The organism is Enterobacter sp., from assembly GCF_977039595.1.
Map to the genome: position 1 here is coordinate 1 of NZ_CDRQYH010000072.1, position 18,427 is coordinate 18,427.

General features: G+C 55.9%; 17 protein-coding genes, 2 pseudogenes and 1 riboswitch. Of the genes and pseudogenes, 8 read left to right on the plus strand and 11 right to left on the minus strand.

The features are described from left to right. Window positions 1-50 precede the first annotated feature (50 nt). Window positions 51-240, minus strand: a riboswitch (yybP-ykoY riboswitch). A 198-nt stretch (window positions 241-438) separates the two neighbouring features. From ACWYRJ_RS17305 to manX, 4 genes are read right to left on the minus strand one after another with little or no spacing between them, the layout of a single operon-like run. Further along, window positions 439-897, minus strand: coding sequence for a DUF986 family protein (locus ACWYRJ_RS17305; protein ID WP_455508345.1), 459 nt, complete (start codon window positions 895-897; stop codon window positions 439-441). A gap of 54 nt (window positions 898-951) precedes the next feature. After that, complete coding sequence (locus ACWYRJ_RS17310) at window positions 952-1,803, minus strand: PTS mannose transporter subunit IID (protein ID WP_028018668.1); 852 nt, start codon at window positions 1,801-1,803, stop codon at window positions 952-954. Between the two features lie 12 nt (window positions 1,804-1,815). Further along, window positions 1,816-2,616, minus strand: coding sequence for a PTS mannose transporter subunit IIC (gene manY / locus ACWYRJ_RS17315; protein ID WP_008500490.1), 801 nt, complete (start codon window positions 2,614-2,616; stop codon window positions 1,816-1,818). 46 nt (window positions 2,617-2,662) lie between these two features. Further along, on the minus strand, window positions 2,663-3,628 hold the full coding sequence (gene manX, locus ACWYRJ_RS17320) for a PTS mannose transporter subunit IIAB (RefSeq protein WP_111964793.1): 966 nt from the start codon (window positions 3,626-3,628) through the stop codon (window positions 2,663-2,665). 317 nt (window positions 3,629-3,945) lie between these two features. On the opposite strand from manX, the gene ACWYRJ_RS17325 reads away from it, so the two are divergent. Next, window positions 3,946-4,104: a protein YoaL gene (locus ACWYRJ_RS17325; RefSeq protein WP_372587060.1), complete on the plus strand. Its 159-nt coding sequence runs from the start codon at window positions 3,946-3,948 to the stop codon at window positions 4,102-4,104. Continuing rightward, the gene (gene yoaE, locus ACWYRJ_RS17330) at window positions 4,092-5,651 is read left to right on the plus strand and encodes a CNNM family cation transport protein YoaE (protein ID WP_111964792.1); all 1,560 of its coding nucleotides are present in this window, start codon (window positions 4,092-4,094) and stop codon (window positions 5,649-5,651) included. The genes ACWYRJ_RS17325 and yoaE overlap by 13 nt, the downstream gene beginning before the upstream one ends. A gap of 6 nt (window positions 5,652-5,657) precedes the next feature. Here the strand turns inward: yoaE and ACWYRJ_RS17335 are convergent. The 4 genes and pseudogenes from ACWYRJ_RS17335 to pabB all read right to left on the minus strand — a co-directional run bounded on the left by ACWYRJ_RS17335 (window position 5,658) and on the right by pabB (window position 10,846). Beyond that, window positions 5,658-7,256: pseudogene (locus tag ACWYRJ_RS17335) on the minus strand (EAL domain-containing protein). 130 nt (window positions 7,257-7,386) lie between these two features. Then, entirely contained in the window at window positions 7,387-8,751 is a 1,365-nt protein-coding gene (sdaA, locus tag ACWYRJ_RS17340; protein WP_023312197.1) for an L-serine ammonia-lyase, read from the minus strand. 184 nt (window positions 8,752-8,935) lie between these two features. After that, window positions 8,936-9,514 (minus strand): CoA pyrophosphatase, encoded by a 579-nt coding sequence (locus tag ACWYRJ_RS17345; protein WP_223579317.1) that lies wholly within the window; start codon window positions 9,512-9,514, stop codon window positions 8,936-8,938. 6 nt (window positions 9,515-9,520) lie between these two features. After that, window positions 9,521-10,846: an aminodeoxychorismate synthase component 1 gene (pabB, locus tag ACWYRJ_RS17350; RefSeq protein WP_455508348.1), complete on the minus strand. Its 1,326-nt coding sequence runs from the start codon at window positions 10,844-10,846 to the stop codon at window positions 9,521-9,523. Window positions 10,847-10,907: 61 nt separating this feature from the next. On the opposite strand from pabB, the gene ACWYRJ_RS17355 reads away from it, so the two are divergent. Beyond that, entirely contained in the window at window positions 10,908-11,090 is a 183-nt protein-coding gene (locus tag ACWYRJ_RS17355) for a YoaH family protein (protein WP_008500497.1), read from the plus strand. Window positions 11,091-11,096: 6 nt separating this feature from the next. On the opposite strand, the gene ACWYRJ_RS17360 is transcribed toward ACWYRJ_RS17355, so the two are convergent. Next, the gene (locus tag ACWYRJ_RS17360; protein WP_008500498.1) at window positions 11,097-11,441 is read right to left on the minus strand and encodes a RidA family protein; all 345 of its coding nucleotides are present in this window, start codon (window positions 11,439-11,441) and stop codon (window positions 11,097-11,099) included. A gap of 133 nt (window positions 11,442-11,574) precedes the next feature. Between ACWYRJ_RS17360 and ACWYRJ_RS17365 the strand changes: the two genes are divergently transcribed. The 5 genes from ACWYRJ_RS17365 to rnd all read left to right on the plus strand — a co-directional run bounded on the left by ACWYRJ_RS17365 (window position 11,575) and on the right by rnd (window position 17,954). Continuing rightward, complete coding sequence (locus tag ACWYRJ_RS17365; protein ID WP_455508346.1) at window positions 11,575-13,485, plus strand: ATP-dependent DNA helicase; 1,911 nt, start codon at window positions 11,575-11,577, stop codon at window positions 13,483-13,485. Window positions 13,486-13,551: 66 nt separating this feature from the next. Next, complete coding sequence (tsaB, locus tag ACWYRJ_RS17370) at window positions 13,552-14,247, plus strand: tRNA (adenosine(37)-N6)-threonylcarbamoyltransferase complex dimerization subunit type 1 TsaB (protein WP_455508347.1); 696 nt, start codon at window positions 13,552-13,554, stop codon at window positions 14,245-14,247. A gap of 37 nt (window positions 14,248-14,284) precedes the next feature. Continuing rightward, a complete protein-coding gene (locus ACWYRJ_RS17375) occupies window positions 14,285-14,866 on the plus strand; it encodes a Slp family lipoprotein (protein WP_111964786.1) in 582 nt (193 codons plus the stop codon). 203 nt (window positions 14,867-15,069) lie between these two features. Further along, window positions 15,070-16,755: a long-chain-fatty-acid--CoA ligase FadD gene (gene fadD, locus ACWYRJ_RS17380; RefSeq protein WP_072253790.1), complete on the plus strand. Its 1,686-nt coding sequence runs from the start codon at window positions 15,070-15,072 to the stop codon at window positions 16,753-16,755. A gap of 71 nt (window positions 16,756-16,826) precedes the next feature. Further along, window positions 16,827-17,954: a ribonuclease D gene (gene rnd / locus ACWYRJ_RS17385; protein ID WP_455508349.1), complete on the plus strand. Its 1,128-nt coding sequence runs from the start codon at window positions 16,827-16,829 to the stop codon at window positions 17,952-17,954. Between the two features lie 74 nt (window positions 17,955-18,028). On the opposite strand, the gene minE is transcribed toward rnd, so the two are convergent. After that, window positions 18,029-18,298: a cell division topological specificity factor MinE gene (gene minE, locus ACWYRJ_RS17390; RefSeq protein WP_008500504.1), complete on the minus strand. Its 270-nt coding sequence runs from the start codon at window positions 18,296-18,298 to the stop codon at window positions 18,029-18,031. Window positions 18,299-18,301: 3 nt separating this feature from the next. Next, window positions 18,302-18,427: pseudogene (locus ACWYRJ_RS17395) on the minus strand (septum site-determining protein MinD); the annotation flags it as partial.

Genomic DNA, 18,427 nt, shown 5'->3' on the forward strand with positions numbered 1-18,427 from the left:
ACATGCCAAAAGCGAGGAGGATCGTAGCGGAGATATTCATAACAGCGTCCAGACCGGGGATATCCATATGACACATCACTGCCCCCAGTAAACAGCAGTTGATGTATCTATGGTCTCGCCTGATCGCAACGCACATAAGATGTGCAGTAAGCGATCCGTACGCGCCACGTTTTTCAACGAGTATGTTGACACGTACATTTCCTGTAAACAGGAAATCGGCTACTCCCCAACGACGGGCGCAACCTTAACATATTTTGAGAATATAAAACAACAATGAGGAGGCATTATTTAAAACGTTTGTTGATAACGATTTTCATTTGTCTTTAAGCGTGAAGCTATCGTTAACAAATAGATATCAAATTAACGAATGGGATATAGCTTCGGCTATATTTCTTGCGCAAGGCAAACGCAGAATATAGCCGTTGCTATATATCTAACCTATTGAGTTTTCAGGAGTAAATTGTATATCTTTTCCAAGTCGTCAATATTCTTCACCCGAATAAGCAGGCGGCGTTGTTCTAATTGCATCACCAGCACGCCGTCTTCCGATAAATTCATCTCTTTAATACGGTTATATTCTATCCATACATTGGCGAAGAAAATTCCGCGTGATTTAAAAATGATTTTCGGCGTACGGATCCAGAACAGATAAACAGCCATTAATGCCAGCGCACATAATAACCATGTGGTTAATATTGCACCATGGCTGGTGACGTTATTGTAAATAAGAATAACGATGAGACCCGCGAAGATAAAGGCATCCACGCGCCCGCGTCGCAGAAGGGGAAGGGAGAGCAGCGTCTCGCCGTGACGGCGCGGCATGATGAACTCGTCATAGATCGCGTAAGCCAGAAGGGCAGCAATAAATAGAACCAGTACGATGTCCGTGACAGTCATTCATCCTCCAGATAAAAAAACCGGGGGCAAGCCCCCGGCCTATAGCGTTGAAACTTAGAGACCCAGCAGGCCGACAGCGTAGCCCGCGATACCGATGATGAAGAAGCCAACGATAATCCACAGCGGGTTCACTTTCTTACGCAGCAGCCACATGCAGGCGAAGGTCAACAGCAGCGGCACCAGGCCCGGCATCAGCTGATCCAGAATCGTCTGCACGGTGGTGACGCGGGTCTGACCATCCTGACCGGTGATGGTCGATACCACCAGTGGGATGTTCACGTGCGTCCACTTGTTAACAAGTGCCCCCATGACAAACAGGCCGAGGATTGATGCCCCCTCAGTCAGTTTCTGCAGGAAGCCGCCGCCCATGTCCTTAACGATGTCCACCCCTTTACGGTAGCCGTAGGCCACGCCGTAGTAACGGGTCAGCAGACGCACGGCGTTAAACAGGATGAAGAACAGCAGTGGGCCAAGCAGGCTGCCGCTCATCGCGATACCTGCACCCAGCGCTGCGAAGACCGGACGCACGGTACCCCAGAAGATAGGGTCACCGACACCGGCCAGCGGACCCATCAGGCCGACTTTAATACCGTTGATGGCACCATCGTCGATCTCTGCGCCGTTTGCACGCTGTTCTTCCATCGCCAGCGTTACGCCCAGAACCGGAGCCGCAACGTAAGGATGGGTGTTAAAGAATTCCAGGTGACGCTTGATCGCCTGACGGCGCGCTTCGTTGTTTTCCGGATACAGGCGTTTGATCGCCGGAACCATGGAGAAGCAGAAGCCGAGCGCCTGCATACGTTCGAAGTTCCATGAACCCTGAAACAGGTTAGAACGGATGAACACGCCACGAATATCACCCGGAGTGAGTTTTTTCTCGGTGGTAGTTTTTGTCATATCAACCATTTCGCTCACCTGTTAGTCCAGTTCGTTATCGAGATCGTTGTTACCAGCAGCCTGCGCTGGGGCACCCGCGACGCGGTTATATTTCGGGCTGAGCTGGATGTAGAGAATCGCCATTACCGCACCAATAACACCCAGTGCAACCAGGTTGAAGTTGGTGAAGGCAGCGGTCACGAAGCCGAGGTAGAAGAACGGCATCAGGTAGCCTGCGCGCATCATATTGATGACCATCGCATAACCGACGACCACAATCATACCGCCCGCGATATTCAGACCGCCGGTGACCACTTCAGGAATGGCGTTCAGCATGCTCTGCACTTCGCTGGTACCGACAGAGATCGCCACGATAACCGCCGGGATCGCGATACGCATCGCCTGCAGGAACAGGGATGAAACGTGGATCCACGACAGTGCCGTGAGGTTGCCGTTTTCGGCCGCCTTATCCGCCGCGTGCTGGAAGGCAACGGTGATAGTACGAACGATGATAGTCAGAACCTGGCCTGCTGCTGCCAGCGGGATCGCCAGGGCGATACCGGCACCGATACTCTGGTGACCGGCAATAACCAGAACGGTCGAAATGATAGAGGCCAGTGCGGCATCGGGCGCAACTGCCGCGCCGATGTTCATCCAGCCCAGGGCGATCATTTCCAGGGTACCACCGATGATGATACCGGTTTTCATGTCACCCAGAACGGCCCCAATCAGCGTACAGGCCACCAGAGGACGGTGGAACTGAAATTCATCAAGTACGGATTCCATACCCGCAATACATGCGACCACGAACACCAGCACAATCTGAAGAGTGGTAATCTCCATTGCACTTCTCCTATTACATAAACTTTATATGAGAACCGGCGGGGGCTTATTTCCCAACTTTGCCGATCAGATCCATCATTTTCAGTTTCTGGTCCGTGGAAACCTTACGGGCTTCCAGTTCAATACCGCGCGCATTCAGCTTGTTGAATGCCTCGATATCTTTCGCATCGACTGAAATGGCGTTGTTGACCTGCGTTTTGCCCTGACGGAATGCCATACCACCAATGTTCACGGAGGTGATTTTCACGCCGCCTTCAACAATGCGCTCAACGTCTGTCGGGTTAGTGAACAGGAGCATCACGCGTTCGCCCGCATATTTCGGGTTGTTGTAAACGCGAATCATCTTGGCGACATCCACGACGTGCGCGGTAACGCCAGGAGGAGCAACCTGAGTCAGAAGGGTTTTACGTACGGTATCAGCGGCCACTTCGTCGCTGACCACGATGATGCGTCGAACGTTGGTCTCTTTGGTCCAGCGCGTGGCAACCTGACCGTGGATTAAGCGGTCATCAATACGCGCAAGGCCGATCACCATGTAATCGTTCGGGCCCATTGGTTTTGCCGGTGCAGCTGCTTTTGGTGCCGCAGCAGGCGCAGGGGCAGGTTTTTCAACCGGCTGTGCTTTCAGGGCTTTTACCCCTTCGCGACCGGTTTCAACGGCCAGCGCCACCAGCTCATCGAAGCCTGGGTTATCGTCGCGCGCCATAAAGGTTTCCACCAGCATGGGGATGTTAACCCCGGCGACGACTTCATAATGCTCTTTATCGACGACAATGCGGCTGGCGGCGTTGAACGGGCTGCCGCCCCATGTATCAACGAGAAACAGCACGCCTTTGCTGGTATCAAGCTTCGCGAGTTGAGCGTTGTATTTCTCTATCAGCGTCTCGGCGTTTTCACCGGGAACGAAATCGATCCAGCCGACGTTTTCCTGCTCGCCCAACAGCATCTCTGCCGTTTTGAGTAGCTGCTCAGCAGCCCAACCATGTGTGCCTATGACAATAGCAATGGTCACTTGCTACCTCCTTTTATTATCATTAATACGCCTGCCAGGCAGCCGTACTGAGAATCGTATTGGCGAACCGAATCGATTCAGATAAGGGTTAGAGTTCAAAAAAACTAAGACTTCCGCGAATTATTTTAGATAGTGAAAAAATAATTTATGTGATGAAGATCCGTAATTTAGCCTCGCGTTAGAGATTTATCCGTAGAGTAAAGCCGCTGTGTTACAGAACTTTGCAAAGGAACGTAAATCTTTGCTAAAAACACATTGTCTCTGATATGTTTAGCCTCCGTTTAATTGTTCAGGAGTATAGGGCTACAGCCCACTATATGGACCGTCACCGACGTCAGTCATCTGCCAGGCCATTTCGCGCCTTATTCACCGGCGATCCTCGCCACGTATCGACTCTGTCTACCTCTGTTTTGCCCACGTTGAGTGGGGCACCGTTTCGTCATTCCTTTAGCAGGAGCTTGTCATGGAATTCTTAATGGACCCGTCAATCTGGGTGGGATTGCTCACGCTGGTAGTGCTCGAGATTGTTCTCGGCATTGATAACCTGGTGTTTATCGCCATCCTTGCGGACAAACTGCCGCCAAAACAGCGTGATAAAGCGCGTCTGATTGGTCTCTCGCTGGCGCTGGTCATGCGACTGGGACTGCTCTCCGTCATCTCCTGGATGGTCACGTTGACCAAACCGCTGTTCTCCGTCATGGATTACACCTTCTCAGGGCGTGATTTAATCATGCTGATCGGGGGGATATTCCTGCTTTTCAAAGCGACGACGGAGCTACACGAGCGGCTGGAAAACCGTCAGCACGATGATGGGCACGGTAAAGGCTATGCCAGCTTCTGGGTGGTGGTGTTGCAGATTGTGGTGCTTGATGCCGTCTTCTCGCTGGATGCGGTGATCACGGCGGTCGGCATGGTGAACCATCTGCCGGTAATGATGGCGGCTGTCGTTATTGCAATGGCGGTCATGCTGCTGGCCTCAAAGCCTTTGACGCGCTTCGTGAACCAGCATCCGACGGTGGTCGTGCTGTGTCTGAGCTTCCTGCTGATGATCGGCCTGAGCCTGGTGGCGGAAGGTTTTGGCTTCCATATTCCAAAAGGCTACCTGTACGCCGCGATTGGCTTCTCGATCCTGATCGAGCTGTTCAACCAGATTGCGCGTCGTAACTTTATTAAGCAGCAGTCGAATCAGCCGCTGCGCGCCCGTACCGCAGATGCCATTCTGCGCCTGATGGGCGGTCGCCGTCAGGTGAACGTTCAGTCTGATTCCGAAAACCACAACCCGGTTCCGGTGCCTGAAGGGGCGTTTGTGGAACAGGAACGCTACATGATTAACGGCGTGCTCTCTCTGGCCTCCCGTTCGCTGCGCGGCATCATGACGCCGCGCGGTGAAATCAGCTGGGTCGATGCTAACCTGAGCGTGGATGAAATTCGCCAGCAGCTGCTCTCTTCACCGCACAGCCTGTTCCCGGTTTGTCGCGGCGAGCTGGATGAGATCATCGGCGTCGTGCGGGCGAAAGAGATGCTGGTGGCCCTGGAAGAGGGCGTCAACGTGGAAGCCGTTGCTGCCGCATCGCCTGCGATTGTCGTACCGGAAACGCTGGATCCGATCAACCTTCTCGGGGTGCTGCGCCGCGCTCGCGGTAGCTTTGTTATCGTTACCAACGAGTTTGGCGTGGTGCAGGGGCTGGTCACGCCGCTGGACGTGCTGGAAGCGATTGCCGGTGAATTCCCGGATGAAGACGAAACGCCAGAGATCGTTGCCGACGGTGAAGGCTGGCTGGTTAAAGGTACCACCGACCTGCACGCGCTCTCGCATACGCTGGGGCTGGAAAACGTCATCAACGATGAAGAAGACATCGCGACCGTTGCCGGTCTGGTTATCGCGGTTAACGGGCAAATCCCTCGCGTCGGAGATGTGATCGAGCTTTCGCCGCTGCACATTACGATCGTTGAAGCCAACGACTATCGCGTTGATATGGTGCGCATTGTTAAAGAACAATCTGCCCACGACGAAGATGAGTAATTCTGCTTAGCGCAGCGGCATTAAGGGCACGATGTGCCCGTTATGATGCGCTGGCGGGGACGCGCTTCCCGCCAGCCACTTAGGAAAATCCCGTAGCGGCATAGGCCGCGCATAGAAAAAACCCTGCAGAACAGGCACGCCATGGCGGCGCAAATAGCGCGCCTGCTCCTCTGTCTCGACCCCTTCAGCAACCAGTTCAATATTCAGCCTCTGGCCCAGCGCAATAATCATATCCGTCACCGTTGAATTCACGGCGTCTGTACCAATGGCGGTGGTAAAGGACTGGTCAATTTTCAGCACGTCCGGGTGCAGCTTTTCAAGCCAGGATAGGGAACTGTTTCCTGTACCAAAATCGTCGATGGCGAGCTTCACCCCTTTGCGATGCAGTTCGCGCACGATGCGATAATCCGCATCCAGCAGCGCATCCCGTTCCGTTAGCTCAATCACCAGCTGCTGGCGCGGACGGGCGCTGAACCAGAGGCGGTTCAGGTCCTGTATCAACACCGCGTTACGGAAATGGCTGGCAGCGACGTTAAGGCCGATGTGAAAACCGGCGCTGGCGGGAAAGTAGCCTATCTGGCGCACCGTTTCGGCGATCACATAGCGGGTCAGGGGGACAATCAGGTTATGTTCTTCTGCCAGAGGAATAAACACTTCCGGAGAGATCCATCCCTGACGCGGATTATTCCAGCGCAGCAGGATCTCCACGCCCGTGCACGCCTGGGTACGGGCATTCACCAGCGGCTGGCAGAAAAGTTCAAATTCCCGGCCCGCAATCCCCATATCGATCTCCCACGTGAAGCTCATCCGGTTTGCCGTTGCCAGCCAGGCGAGATAGCCCAGCAGCAGGCTAAGCATGAGCCCGAGAGGCAGCTGGGCTGGCAGGCTTTTTAAGGCTAACTCTCCAGGGCCTGGCCCGCTGACCGTAATGGTGAAAGGATTTCGGTTTGATGATTGCTGGAAAAGCGAGCCTTCCTTATCAAACGTCAGGCTGTCGCTGACGCGTTGTCCATAGCGCAGAAAGCGATCGCCTACGGTCAGCGCCACGTCATTGATGAGCGGGCGCTGTGGCTCCAGAATCATTTTGGCGATCAGATCAATATTAATGATCTCAATGACGCCTGCTTCACCGTCCTAAGAGACGGGATACCACTGGATCAATATCGGGCTTCCCTTAAGCAGCCACTGGTCGGTGGATAAAATCAGCTTTGTCGTGCTGGCGGGGAGTTCTTTCAGGAAGTCGCGCACAGGCACATTGCGGCTGCCGAAAATACTCGAGCAGTAGAGAATACCGTCTTTAATCAGGGCGATGGAGCGTACCGTCTGCAAAATGGCTGCCTGCTTTCGCAGCGCGAGGTGCGCCTGCGGGCAGGGCTGCCCCACCAGGGGCTGCAGCACGCTGCGGCGGTTCTCTAAAGAAAGCAGGACGTTATCAAGGGCGCGAACGGTGTGGCTGGTAAAATCGAGGATCCGCTGTTGGTTAACATTGCGCTGCGAAATAAAGCGAATGCCTAACGTCAGGATGAGCGTGAGGAGCGCAACCGTCACACAGACGATAACGCGTTTTCGGCGATAGTTTTTAATGATCGTTTGTGCAGTTTGCATGAACGGTCGCCTGATAAGCCACCAGCCACAAAAGCCGGACGCAACAGTGAAAGTGTAGTGGGGAAAGCTGAAGGAGACGAGGAAGAAGAGGGAAATTCGCCCATCCGTTGCAGATGGGCGAAAGGCAGTATTAGTCGCACTGCACCTTAATGGCCAGGCCACCACGGGACGTCTCGCGGTATTTCGCGTTCATGTCTTTACCGGTTTCGTACATGGTTTCAATCACCTTATCCAGCGATACGCGAGGTTCGCTGGTACGGCGCATCGCCATGCGTGAGGCGTTGATGGCTTTCACGGAAGCAATTGCGTTACGCTCGATGCACGGCACCTGCACCTGGCCCGCGACCGGATCGCAGGTCAGACCGAGGTTATGCTCCATACCGATTTCAGCCGCCACGCAGACCTGCTCAGGGCTTGCGCCCAGCAGCTCTGCCAGACCCGCCGCCGCCATGGAGCAGGCCACGCCGACTTCACCCTGACAGCCTACTTCAGCACCGGAGATGGATGCATTCATTTTGTACAGCGCACCGATTGCACCTGCCGCCAGGAAATAGCGGATGTAGATATCAGGCGTCACGGGCTCAATAAAGTGATCGTAATACGCCAGCACTGCCGGAACGATACCGCACGCGCCGTTAGTTGGCGCCGTCACGACGCGTCCACCGGCGGCGTTTTCTTCGTTAACCGCCAGGGCAAACATGTTTACCCAGTCGACCACGTTCATCGGGTCATTGGAAAACTTGTCCGTGGTCACCAGCATACGGCGCAGGGCGGAGGCACGACGCGGCACGCGCAGTGGACCCGGCAGAACGCCTTCGGTGTTCATCCCGCGGTCGATACAGGCGCGCATGGTTTGCCAGACGTTGGCAAAATAGTCTTCAATCTCTTTCTTGCTGTGCAGCGCCAGTTCGTTCTGCATCACCATGCCGGACAGTGAAAGACCGGTCTCTTTGCAGTAGCCCAGCATCTCGGTAGCCGATTTGAACGGGTACGGTACGCTGACGTCGCCGACGCTATCTTTGCCAAAATGCTCTTCATCCACGATGAAGCCACCGCCGATGGAGTAGTACGTTTTGCTGTAAATCTCTTTTTCACCGCTGTAAGCGTGAATGGTCATGCCGTTTTCATGCAGCGGCAGGTTGTCGCTACGGAAACGCATGCCGTCATCCTGCGGGAAATCGACTTCCTGCTGGCCGTTTGCCAGCAGCAGGCGGCCGCGTGTTTCCACGTCGCGGATGAATGCCGGGATGGCATCAATATCAACGGTATCCGGCATATTGCCTGCCAGACCCATAATAATGGCGATATCGGTGTGGTGGCCTTTACCCGTTAATGACAGCGAGCCGTAAACATCCACGGCGACACGGGTAACGCTTTCCAGTAATCCTTTTTCGACCAGATCATCGACGAACTGTTTACCGGCCTTCATCGGGCCAACAGTATGGGAAGACGAAGGGCCAATTCCCACTTTGAACATGTCGAATATACTAATCACTTTCACACTCCTGACAGGGTTACCGGGGTTCCAGTAACGATGTTATAACTGCGCATAGTGTAAGAGGGAACACCGACCTCGGCTTAACTATTCACATGAATTAAACTAATGGTTGACGATGGGTTTTGCTAATAGCGCGACGCGGATCGCAAACCTGCGAAAAAGGATGGAATGTAAAGTATAGTCAAGGCTTCAGGCCGATTTGCAACGCCAGTTCACGAATAATGCCCGCCGTCATGCCCCAGACAAAATAATGCTGATACCAGGACAACCAGACCCGATGGTCATGCCCTCGTCGATGTATATCCAGCGGATGATAACGGCTTAGCCGGAGCGCCTCTTCAAGCGGCATTTCAAACACTGCAGAGACTTCATCGATGCTGGCGTGATACTGCAGGTCAGGCGGGATAATACCTACCACCGGCGTGACCTGAAAACCGGTGACGCTATCTACGGGCGGCAGCACGCCAATGACCTCCACCGTCTCAGGCGGAATGGCAACTTCTTCCTGTGCTTCCCGCAGCGCGGCGGCAATCAGCGAGGCGTCGGAGCTGTCTACTGCGCCGCCAGGAAAGGCGACCTGACCCGCGTGCTTGCGTAAATGGGGAGAACGTTGGGTGAGCAGCAGGCCCGGCTGCGCGCGACGCACGACCGGGATCAGCACGGCCGCCTGACGCTGATTCAGCGCCTCGCGGTTGACCTGCGGTCTTAGTAGCTGAAAGCGAGATAAAAAATCATCCAGCGTCAGGTTCTCTTTTTCCACCCGTGATTACTCCAGTTGTTTCAGGATACGGTTAACTTTATCAAAGGTTTCCTGATATTCCGCATCGACCAGGCTGTCGGCAACAATACCGCCCCCGGCCGAACAGTAGAGATTTCCGCTGCAGGCGGTCAGCGTGCGAATGGTGATGCTGGTATCCATGGTGCCGCACAGGCTGATATAGCCGATGCTGCCGCACCAGGCGTTGCGGCGGTGCGGTTCCAGTTCGTCGATGATTTCCATGGCGCGAATTTTGGGCGCGCCGGTGATGGAGCCGCCCGGAAACGCGGCACGGAGCAGATCGCAGGCGGTGCGAGAGGCGGGCAGACGCGCGGTTATGGTGCTGACCAGATGATGCACTGCCGGGAAAGGCTCGACGACAAACAGTTCCGGCACGCGCACGCTGCCCGGTTCGGCGACACGGCCGATGTCGTTACGCATTAGGTCCACAATCATCAGGTTCTCGGCGCGGTCTTTCGGCGAGGCGGCAAGTTTTTCCGCCTGCTGGCGATCGGCGTCGGGATCGGCAAGACGCGGCAAGGTGCCTTTAATAGGACGGGTTTGAATCGTGCCCTCGGCCAGATGAATAAATCGCTCGGGTGAAAGACTGAGTATTGCACCCTGTTCCAGACGCACAAACGCGCTAAACGGCGCCTTGTTGCTGGCATTAAGACGGGTAAACGCCTGCCACTCGTCTCCCTGATACGTCGCCTGGAAACGCTGGGCGAGGTTAACCTGATAGCAGTCACCGCTTTGCAGGTATGCCTGAACGCGAGCGAATTTTTCGGCATACTCCGCTGCACTCATATTTGAGCGCCAGCCGGAGGTCAATGTGAACGTCTGTGCCGGTGCAGGCTGCTGCGATTCAAGCCACGCCAGACGCGCCTTCACGTCATGATGGCTCAGCAGGGAAACCGTTTTTTTCTGGTGATCGACAATTAACGCCCAGTCGTACAGCCCCACGGCCATGTCGGGCAGGGAAATATCAGCCTGCGCATGCTCGGGCAGCGCTTCGAAACGGCGACCCAGATCGTAGCCAAACAGGCCCAGCGCGCCTCCCTGAAAAGGGAAGTCCGGGTTCGGCGCGGCTGATAAGCCCAGCGCGTTAATGGCTTGCTGAAGCCGCGCCAGCGGATCGCCAGTTAAGGACAGGTCATCGGTTGTCAGCGTCTTTAGCGGATCGGCCACCAGAATGTCGAAGCGGCTGTAGGGGTGGTCCGCATGACCGGAGTGCAGCAGCATCGCAAACGGAAGATGGCTCAGGCGGGCAAACCAGTATTCAGCGGCGTCTGTTCGCCAGGGCAGGGTAATAACAGTGGGGAAGCGCATGTTCATGTGTGGCATACTACCGGGCAGCGTGAAATAATTAGCGCGAATAATTTAGCAGGAGTTGACGATGTTTGCAGGTTTACCTTCTCTGAGCCATGAACAGCAGCAGAAAGCGGTTGAGCGAATTCAGGAACTGATGTCCCAGGGGATGAGCAGCGGACAGGCGATTTCCCAGGTGGCGGAAGAACTGCGCGCCACGCATACCGGCGAGCGGATCGTGGCGCGTTTCGAGGATGAAGATGAAGAGTAATCGGGCTTAAACCGCCGCGATAATCTTAATCTCTACCTTGTATTCCGGCTTCATCAGCGTGGCCTGTACGGTGCAGCGTACAGGCGCGTGACCCGCCACAACCCACGCATCCCAGGCTTTATTCATTGCCGCGAAATCATCTTTGTTTGCCAGGAAAATCGTCGCATCCAGAATGCGGGATTTGTCGCTGCCCTGTTTTTCCAGCACCGCATCAATCTGCGCCAGAGTGTTAGCCGTTTGCTCGAACGCATCCGCATCCAGGTTAGCCGGTACGCCGGTGTAGTAGAGCGTCTGGTTATGGATAACCACATCAGACCAGCGGGCTTCGGCATCAATGCGCACAATTGTCATAAACGTTTCCTCGTTATTTTTCGTCGTCAGGCGGCAAGACTGCCATATTGTTCTCGTGTCGTCACTATTTGGGGTGGCACAGGAGAGGATGGGCTGACATAATCCCTGTGCAAAAATACAGTGAGAGAGCACCGTGGCAGACGATTTTTCCCCTGAAGGTCAATTAGCGCAGGCTATTCCCGGCTTCAAACCCCGTGAACCTCAGCGCCAGATGGCGCACGCCGTTGCACGCGCCATCGATAAGGCTCAGCCGCTGGTGGTCGAAGCGGGTACCGGCACGGGTAAAACCTATGCTTACCTTGCGCCAGCGCTGCGGGCCAAAAAGAAGGTGATTATCTCGACCGGTTCGAAAGCGCTGCAGGACCAGCTCTACAGCCGCGATTTGCCCACTGTGGCAAAGGCGCTGAAATATAAAGGCCGTCTGGCCCTGCTGAAGGGGAGATCCAACTATCTCTGCCTGGAACGCCTTGAGCAGCAGGCGCTGGCGGGCGGCGACCTGCCGGTGCAAACCCTCAGCGACGTCATTATCCTTCGCGCCTGGGCGAACCAGACGGAAGAGGGCGATATCAGCACCTGCGCGAGCGTGCCGGAAGATTCCCCGGCCTGGCCGCTGGTGACCAGCACTAACGACAACTGCCTCGGCAGCGACTGTCCGCTGTATAAAGACTGCTTTGTAGTGAAAGCGCGCAAAACGGCGATGGATGCGGATGTCGTGGTGGTGAACCACCATCTGTTCCTCGCGGATATGGTGGTAAAGGACAGCGGCTTTGGTGAGCTGATTCCGGAGGCGGACGTGATGATCTTCGACGAAGCCCACCAGCTGCCGGATATCGCCAGCCAGTACTTTGGTCAGTCGCTTTCCAGCCGCCAGCTGCAGGATTTGGCGAAAGATTTCACCATTGCCTACCGGACCGAACTTAAAGATACTCAGCAGCTGCAGAAGTGCGCTGACCGTCTGGCGCAAAGCGCGCAGGATTTCCGTTTACAGCTCGGCGAGCCGGGCTATCGCGGCAACCTGCGCGAGCTGCTGGCGGACAAAAATATCCAGCGCGCGCTGCTGCTGCTCGATGACGCCCTTGAACTCTGCTACGACGTGGCGAAACTGTCGCTTGGTCGTTCCGCCCTGCTGGACGCGGCCTTTGAGCGCGCCACGCTGTATCGCGGGCGGCTCAAACGGCTCAATGAGATCAATCAGCCGGGGTACAGCTACTGGTACGAATGCACTTCGCGGCATTTCACGCTGGCGCTCACGCCGCTGACGGTGGCGGATAAATTTAAAGAGGTGATGGCGCAAAAGCCGGGAAGCTGGATCTTCACCTCGGCAACCCTGTCGGTGAATGACGATCTGCATCACTTCACGGAACGTCTGGGCATTGAGCAGGCGGAATCCTTACTCCTGCCCAGCCCGTTCGATTACGAAAAGCAGGCGCTGCTCTGCGTTCCCCGTAATCTGCCGCTGCCGAACCAGCCGGGTGCGGCGCGCCATCTGGCCGCGATGTTAAAACCGATGATAGAGGCCAACAATGGCCGCTGTTTTATGCTCTGCACCTCTCACGCTATGATGCGCGACCTCGCCGAGCAGTTCCGCGCCACCATGACGCTGCCGGTGCTGCTGCAGGGCGAAACCAGCAAAGGCCAGCTGCTCCAGCAGTTTGTCAGCGCTGGAAATGCCCTGCTGGTAGCCACCAGCAGCTTCTGGGAAGGGGTGGACGTGCGCGGCGATACGCTCTCGCTGGTTATCATTGATAAGCTTCCGTTTACCTCCCCGGACGATCCGCTGCTCAAGGCGAGGATGGAGGACTGCCGCCTGCGCGGCGGCGATCCGTTTGATGAGGTTCAGCTGCCGGATGCGGTCATTACCCTTAAGCAAGGGGTAGGGCGATTAATCCGCGACGTTACCGATCGCGGCGTGCTGGTCATCTGCGATAACCGACTGGTGATGCGCCCTTACGGAGCAACCTTCCTTGCAAGCCTGCCGCCCGCGCCGCGGACGCGGGACATAAAACGCGCGGTGCGTTTCCTGGCAAATCCAACGGCGGAGTAATTTATCCCGGAGTGTGCTAAGATGCGCGCCATTTTGTGACTGACCCTTGCGAGAGCGCGACGACTGATGCGAATTCTGGCTATTGATACCGCGACAGAGGCTTGCTCTGTCGCTCTGTTGAACGACGGTGCTGTTTCTGCCCATTTCGAAGAGTGCCCCCGGGAACACACCCAACGCATTCTGCCCCTGGTAAAAGCCATTTTAACCCAGGGCAACACCTCCTTAACCGACCTCGACGCGCTGGCCTTTGGCCGTGGCCCCGGAAGCTTTACGGGCGTACGTATCGGGATTGGCATTGCGCAGGGGCTGGCGCTGGGCGCCGAGCTGCCGATGATCGGCGTTTCTACCCTCGCCACCATGGCGCAGGGCGCATGGCGCATGACCGGGGCAACGCGCGTGCTGGCCGCGATTGATGCCCGCATGGGCGAAGTTTACTGGGCCGAATACACTCGCGACGAGCAGGGCGTGTGGCACGGTGAAGAGACGGAAGCCGTGCTTAAGCCGGAAGCGGTCACTGAAAGACTGCAACAGCTGTCAGGCGAGTGGGCAACCGTCGGCACCGGCTGGCCGGCGTGGCCAGAGATGGCGAACGACACCGGGTTGACGCTGGTGGACGGCAACATGCTGCTGCCTGCTGCGGAAGATATGCTTCCGATTGCCAGCCAGCTGCTCGCAGCAGGCAAAACCGTGGTCGTTGAACACGCGGAGCCGGTTTATTTGCGAAACACCGTTGCGTGGAAGAAACTTCCGGGCCGCGAGTGAATCTCAGTAACAGGAACTGAGAAAAAGGAGTCGCATCATGGCGGTCCAGACTAAAGTAGTACGCCTTATTATGGCAGGCGCAGTTGCCATAGCACTGAGCGGATGCGTTTCCGTTCCTGATGCGATTAAGGGCACCAGCCCGACGCCACAGCAGGATCTGGTTCGGGTGATGAATGCCCCTGAGCTGTACGTCGGCCAGGAAGCGCGCTTTGGCGGTAAGGTGATAGACGTACAAAACCAGCAGGGGAAAACCCGCCTCGAGATCGCAACCGTTCCGCTGGACAGCGGCGCGCGGCCTGTACTGGGTGAGGCCTCTCGCGGGCGTATCTACGCGGACGTGAGTGGTTTCCTCGATCCTGTCGATTTTCGCGGACAGCTGGTCACCGTCGTCGGGCCGATTACCGGCGCCGTGCAGGGTAAAATCGGCAGCACGCCGTATAAATTTATGACCATGCAGGTCAACGGGTATAAGCGCTGGCGGTTAGCACAGCAGGTGATCATGCCGCCTCAGCCGATCGATCCGTGGATGTGGGGTCCGCATCCTTATCGTTACGGCTACCCGGGCTGGGGTTGGTATAACCCGGGACCTGCACAGGTACAGACGATCGTTACTGAGTAACTTACTGTTATTGCTAGAAAAGAGACAGCGGCTCAGCCGCTGTCTCTGTTTTTTTACGGATAAAACGAAAAAAAAGAGTGACGCGCTTCGCAACCTTAAATCTGAACAATTAATAAACTGGTACGCTGAGTTAATATAATGTTAACAAACTGTTTAATATCGGGGTTGTGATGACGACGAACACTCATTTCAGAGGTGATGCATTGAAGAAGGTTTGGCTTAACCGTTATCCCGCAGATGTTCCTGCTGAGATCAATCCTGACCGTTATCAATCCCTGGTGGAATTATTTGAGCACTCGGTAAGGCGCTACGCGGACCAGCCCGCATTCGTGAATATGGGCGAGGTCATGACGTTCCGTAAGCTTGAAGAGCGTAGCCGGGCGTTTGCGGCGTATCTTCAGGAAGGGCTGGGGCTGCAAAAAGGGGACCGCGTCGCGCTGATGATGCCAAACCTGCTCCAATACCCGGTGGCGTTGTTCGGTATCCTGCGAGCCGGGATGATTGTCGTCAACGTCAACCCGCTGTACACCCCGCGCGAGCTTGAGCATCAGCTGAACGACAGCGGCGCGGTTGCGATTGTCATTGTGTCCAACTTTGCCCATACGCTGGAAAAAGTGGTCGACAAAACCCAGGTGAAACACGTCATCCTGACGCGCATGGGGGATCAACTCTCCACCGCCAAAGGCACGCTGGTTAACTTTGTCGTCAAATACGTCAAGCGTCTGGTGCCAAAATATCACCTGCCGGACGCTATCTCCTTCCGCAGGGCGCTGCATGCGGGCTATCGTATGCAGTACGTTAAGCCGGAAGTGGTCTCAGAAGATCTCGCATTCCTGCAGTATACCGGTGGTACCACCGGCGTGGCGAAAGGCGCAATGCTGACCCACCGCAACATGCTGGCGAACCTTGAGCAGGTCAACGCAACCTACGGGCCGCTGCTGCATCCCGGCAAAGAACTGGTCATTACGGCGCTGCCGCTGTACCACATTTTCGCACTGACCATGAACTGCCTGCTGTTTATTGAGCTGGGCGGTCAGAACGTGCTGATCACCAACCCGCGCGATATACCGGGGCTGGTGAAAGAGCTGGCAAAATACCCGTTCACCGCCATGACCGGGGTAAATACCCTGTTCAACGCGCTGCTTAATAACAAAGAGTTTCAGCAGCTGGATTTCTCCACGCTGCACCTCTCTGCGGGCGGCGGCATGCCGGTCCAGCAGGCGGTTGCCGAGCGCTGGGTGAAGCTCACCGGTCAGTATCTGCTGGAGGGCTATGGCCTGACGGAATGCGCGCCGCTGGTCAGCGTCAACCCGCATGATATCGACTATCACAGCGGAAGCATTGGTCTGCCCGTTCCTTCCACAGAGGCCAAACTGGTCGATGATAACGATAACGAAGTCGCGCCGGGTGAGCCGGGTGAGCTGTGCGTTAAAGGTCCGCAGGTGATGCTGGGCTACTGGCAGCGTCCCGACGCGACCGACGAAATCATCAAAGACGGCTGGCTGCATACCGGTGACATCGCGGTGATGGATGAGGAAGGCTTCCTGCGTATTGTTGATCGCAAGAAAGATATGATTCTGGTCTCCGGCTTCAACGTCTATCCTAATGAGATCGAAGACGTGGTTATGCAGCACAGCGGCGTACTCGAAGTGGCAGCAGTAGGGGTGCCTTCCGGCAGCAGCGGTGAAGCGGTGAAGATATTTGTGGTCAAGAAAGATCCTTCTCTCACCGAGGAAGCGCTGATAACGTTTTGTCGTCGTCAGCTGACGGGCTATAAAGTGCCGAAGCTGGTGGAATTCCGCGACGAGTTGCCGAAATCCAACGTCGGGAAGATATTACGACGAGAATTACGTGACGAAGCCCGTGCCAAAGTAGACAATAAGGCCTGAGCTTCACGTTAATCGTCCAGACGCCGGTTAAGCCGGCGTTTTTTATGGGCGCAAACAAAAGAGAATCCGATTTGAATTACCAGATGATCACGACCAACGACGAGCTGGCTTCGCTGTGCGAAGTGACGCGCGACTTTCCTGCCATTGCCCTGGATACCGAGTTTGTCCGTACCCGAACCTATTATCCGCAGCTGGGTTTGATTCAGATGTACGACGGTAAACACGTGTCGCTGATCGACCCTCTCGGCATTACCGACTGGACGCCGATGCGTGACCTGCTGCTCGATACCGCCGTGACGAAATACCTGCACGCGGGCAGTGAAGATCTGGAAGTCTTTCTGAACACCTTTGGCATCATGCCTCAGCCGCTGATTGATACGCAGATCCTCGCGGCGTTCAGCGGTCGTCCACTGTCGTGGGGTTTTGCCGCCATGGTGGAGGAATATACGGGCCTGACGCTGGATAAGAGTGAATCCCGCACCGACTGGCTGGCGCGTCCGCTAACCGCACGCCAGCTGGAATATGCGGCGGCAGACGTGTTTTACCTGCTGCCGATCGCCGGACAGCTGATGAAAGAGGCGAAAGCCTCCGGATGGCTCGCTGCTGCGCTGGACGAGTGCCGAATGACCCAGCAGCGCCGTCAGGAAGTGGTGGATCCGAAAGAGGCATGGCGCGATATCAGCAACGCCTGGCAGCTGCGCACGCGTCAGCTGGCATGCCTGCAGCTGCTGGCAGACTGGCGCTTGCGTAAAGCGCGGGAGCGCGACCTGGCCGTTAACTTCGTAGTCCGTGAAGAGCATCTCTGGGCGGTGGCGCGCTATATGCCGGGCAGCCTCGGCGAGCTTGACAGCATTGGGCTTTCGGGCAGCGAGATCCGTTTCCACGGTAAAACCCTGCTGGCGCTGGTCGCAAAAGCGCAGGAGCTGCCGGAAGATACGCTGCCGGAACCGTTGCTGAACCTGATGGACATGCCGGGCTATCGCAAGGCTTTCAAGGACATCAAAGCGCTGGTGCAGGCAGTTGCAACCGAAAGCAAACTGAGCGCGGAACTGCTCGCCTCACGTCGTCAGATTAACCAGCTGCTGAACTGGCACTGGAAGCTGAAGCCGCAGAATGGCGTGCCGGAAATGATGGCGGGATGGCGCGGGGAATTGATGGCCGATCGCCTGAATTCGCTGCTGGAAGGCTATCCGCGATAAAAAATATGCCGGGTGATAAACCCGGCATATTCCCCCGGTGGCGCTGCGCTTACCGGGGCTATGAAATCACAAACCTACGGACGCGACTCTTCCGCTTCCGGGAGCGTCACGTTCAGCTCCAGAATCGAAATATCCCCGTCTTTTTGTTCCAACTGCACCGTCACCATCTCCGGGTCAATCTGCACGTACTTACAGATCACTTCCAGGATGTCCTTGCGCAGCTGCGGCAGGTAATGAGGCTCGGCGTCGCTACGACGACGCTCCGCAACGATAATTTGCAGACGTTCTTTTGCGATGTTGGCGGTGTTCTTTTTCCGCGAGAGAAAAAAGTCCAGTAATGCCATAACTTATCCTCCGAACAGGCGTTTGAGGAAACCTTTCTTCTCTTCTTCAATGAAGCGGAAAGGACGTTCTTCTCCCAGCAGACGGTCAACGGTATCGGCGTAAGCTTTACCTGCATCTGCCATTGTATA

Excerpts from the sequence above, each read along its gene's own strand:
- ACWYRJ_RS17305 (WP_455508345.1), bottom strand. The coding sequence starts at position 897 with ATGACTGTCACGGACATCGTACTGGTTCTATTTATTGCTGCCCTTCTG.
- ACWYRJ_RS17310 (WP_028018668.1), bottom strand. The coding sequence starts at position 1,803 with ATGGTTGATATGACAAAAACTACCACCGAGAAAAAACTCACTCCGGGT.
- manY (WP_008500490.1), bottom strand. The coding sequence starts at position 2,616 with ATGGAGATTACCACTCTTCAGATTGTGCTGGTGTTCGTGGTCGCATGT.
- ACWYRJ_RS17325 (WP_372587060.1), top strand. The coding sequence starts at position 3,946 with ATGGACCGTCACCGACGTCAGTCATCTGCCAGGCCATTTCGCGCCTTA.
- yoaE (WP_111964792.1), top strand. The coding sequence starts at position 4,092 with ATGGAATTCTTAATGGACCCGTCAATCTGGGTGGGATTGCTCACGCTG.
- pabB (WP_455508348.1), bottom strand. The coding sequence starts at position 10,846 with ATGAACATGCGCTTCCCCACTGTTATTACCCTGCCCTGGCGAACAGAC.
- ACWYRJ_RS17355 (WP_008500497.1), top strand. The coding sequence starts at position 10,908 with ATGTTTGCAGGTTTACCTTCTCTGAGCCATGAACAGCAGCAGAAAGCG.
- ACWYRJ_RS17360 (WP_008500498.1), bottom strand. The coding sequence starts at position 11,441 with ATGACAATTGTGCGCATTGATGCCGAAGCCCGCTGGTCTGATGTGGTT.
- tsaB (WP_455508347.1), top strand. The coding sequence starts at position 13,552 with ATGCGAATTCTGGCTATTGATACCGCGACAGAGGCTTGCTCTGTCGCT.
- ACWYRJ_RS17375 (WP_111964786.1), top strand. The coding sequence starts at position 14,285 with ATGGCGGTCCAGACTAAAGTAGTACGCCTTATTATGGCAGGCGCAGTT.
- minE (WP_008500504.1), bottom strand. The coding sequence starts at position 18,298 with ATGGCATTACTGGACTTTTTTCTCTCGCGGAAAAAGAACACCGCCAAC.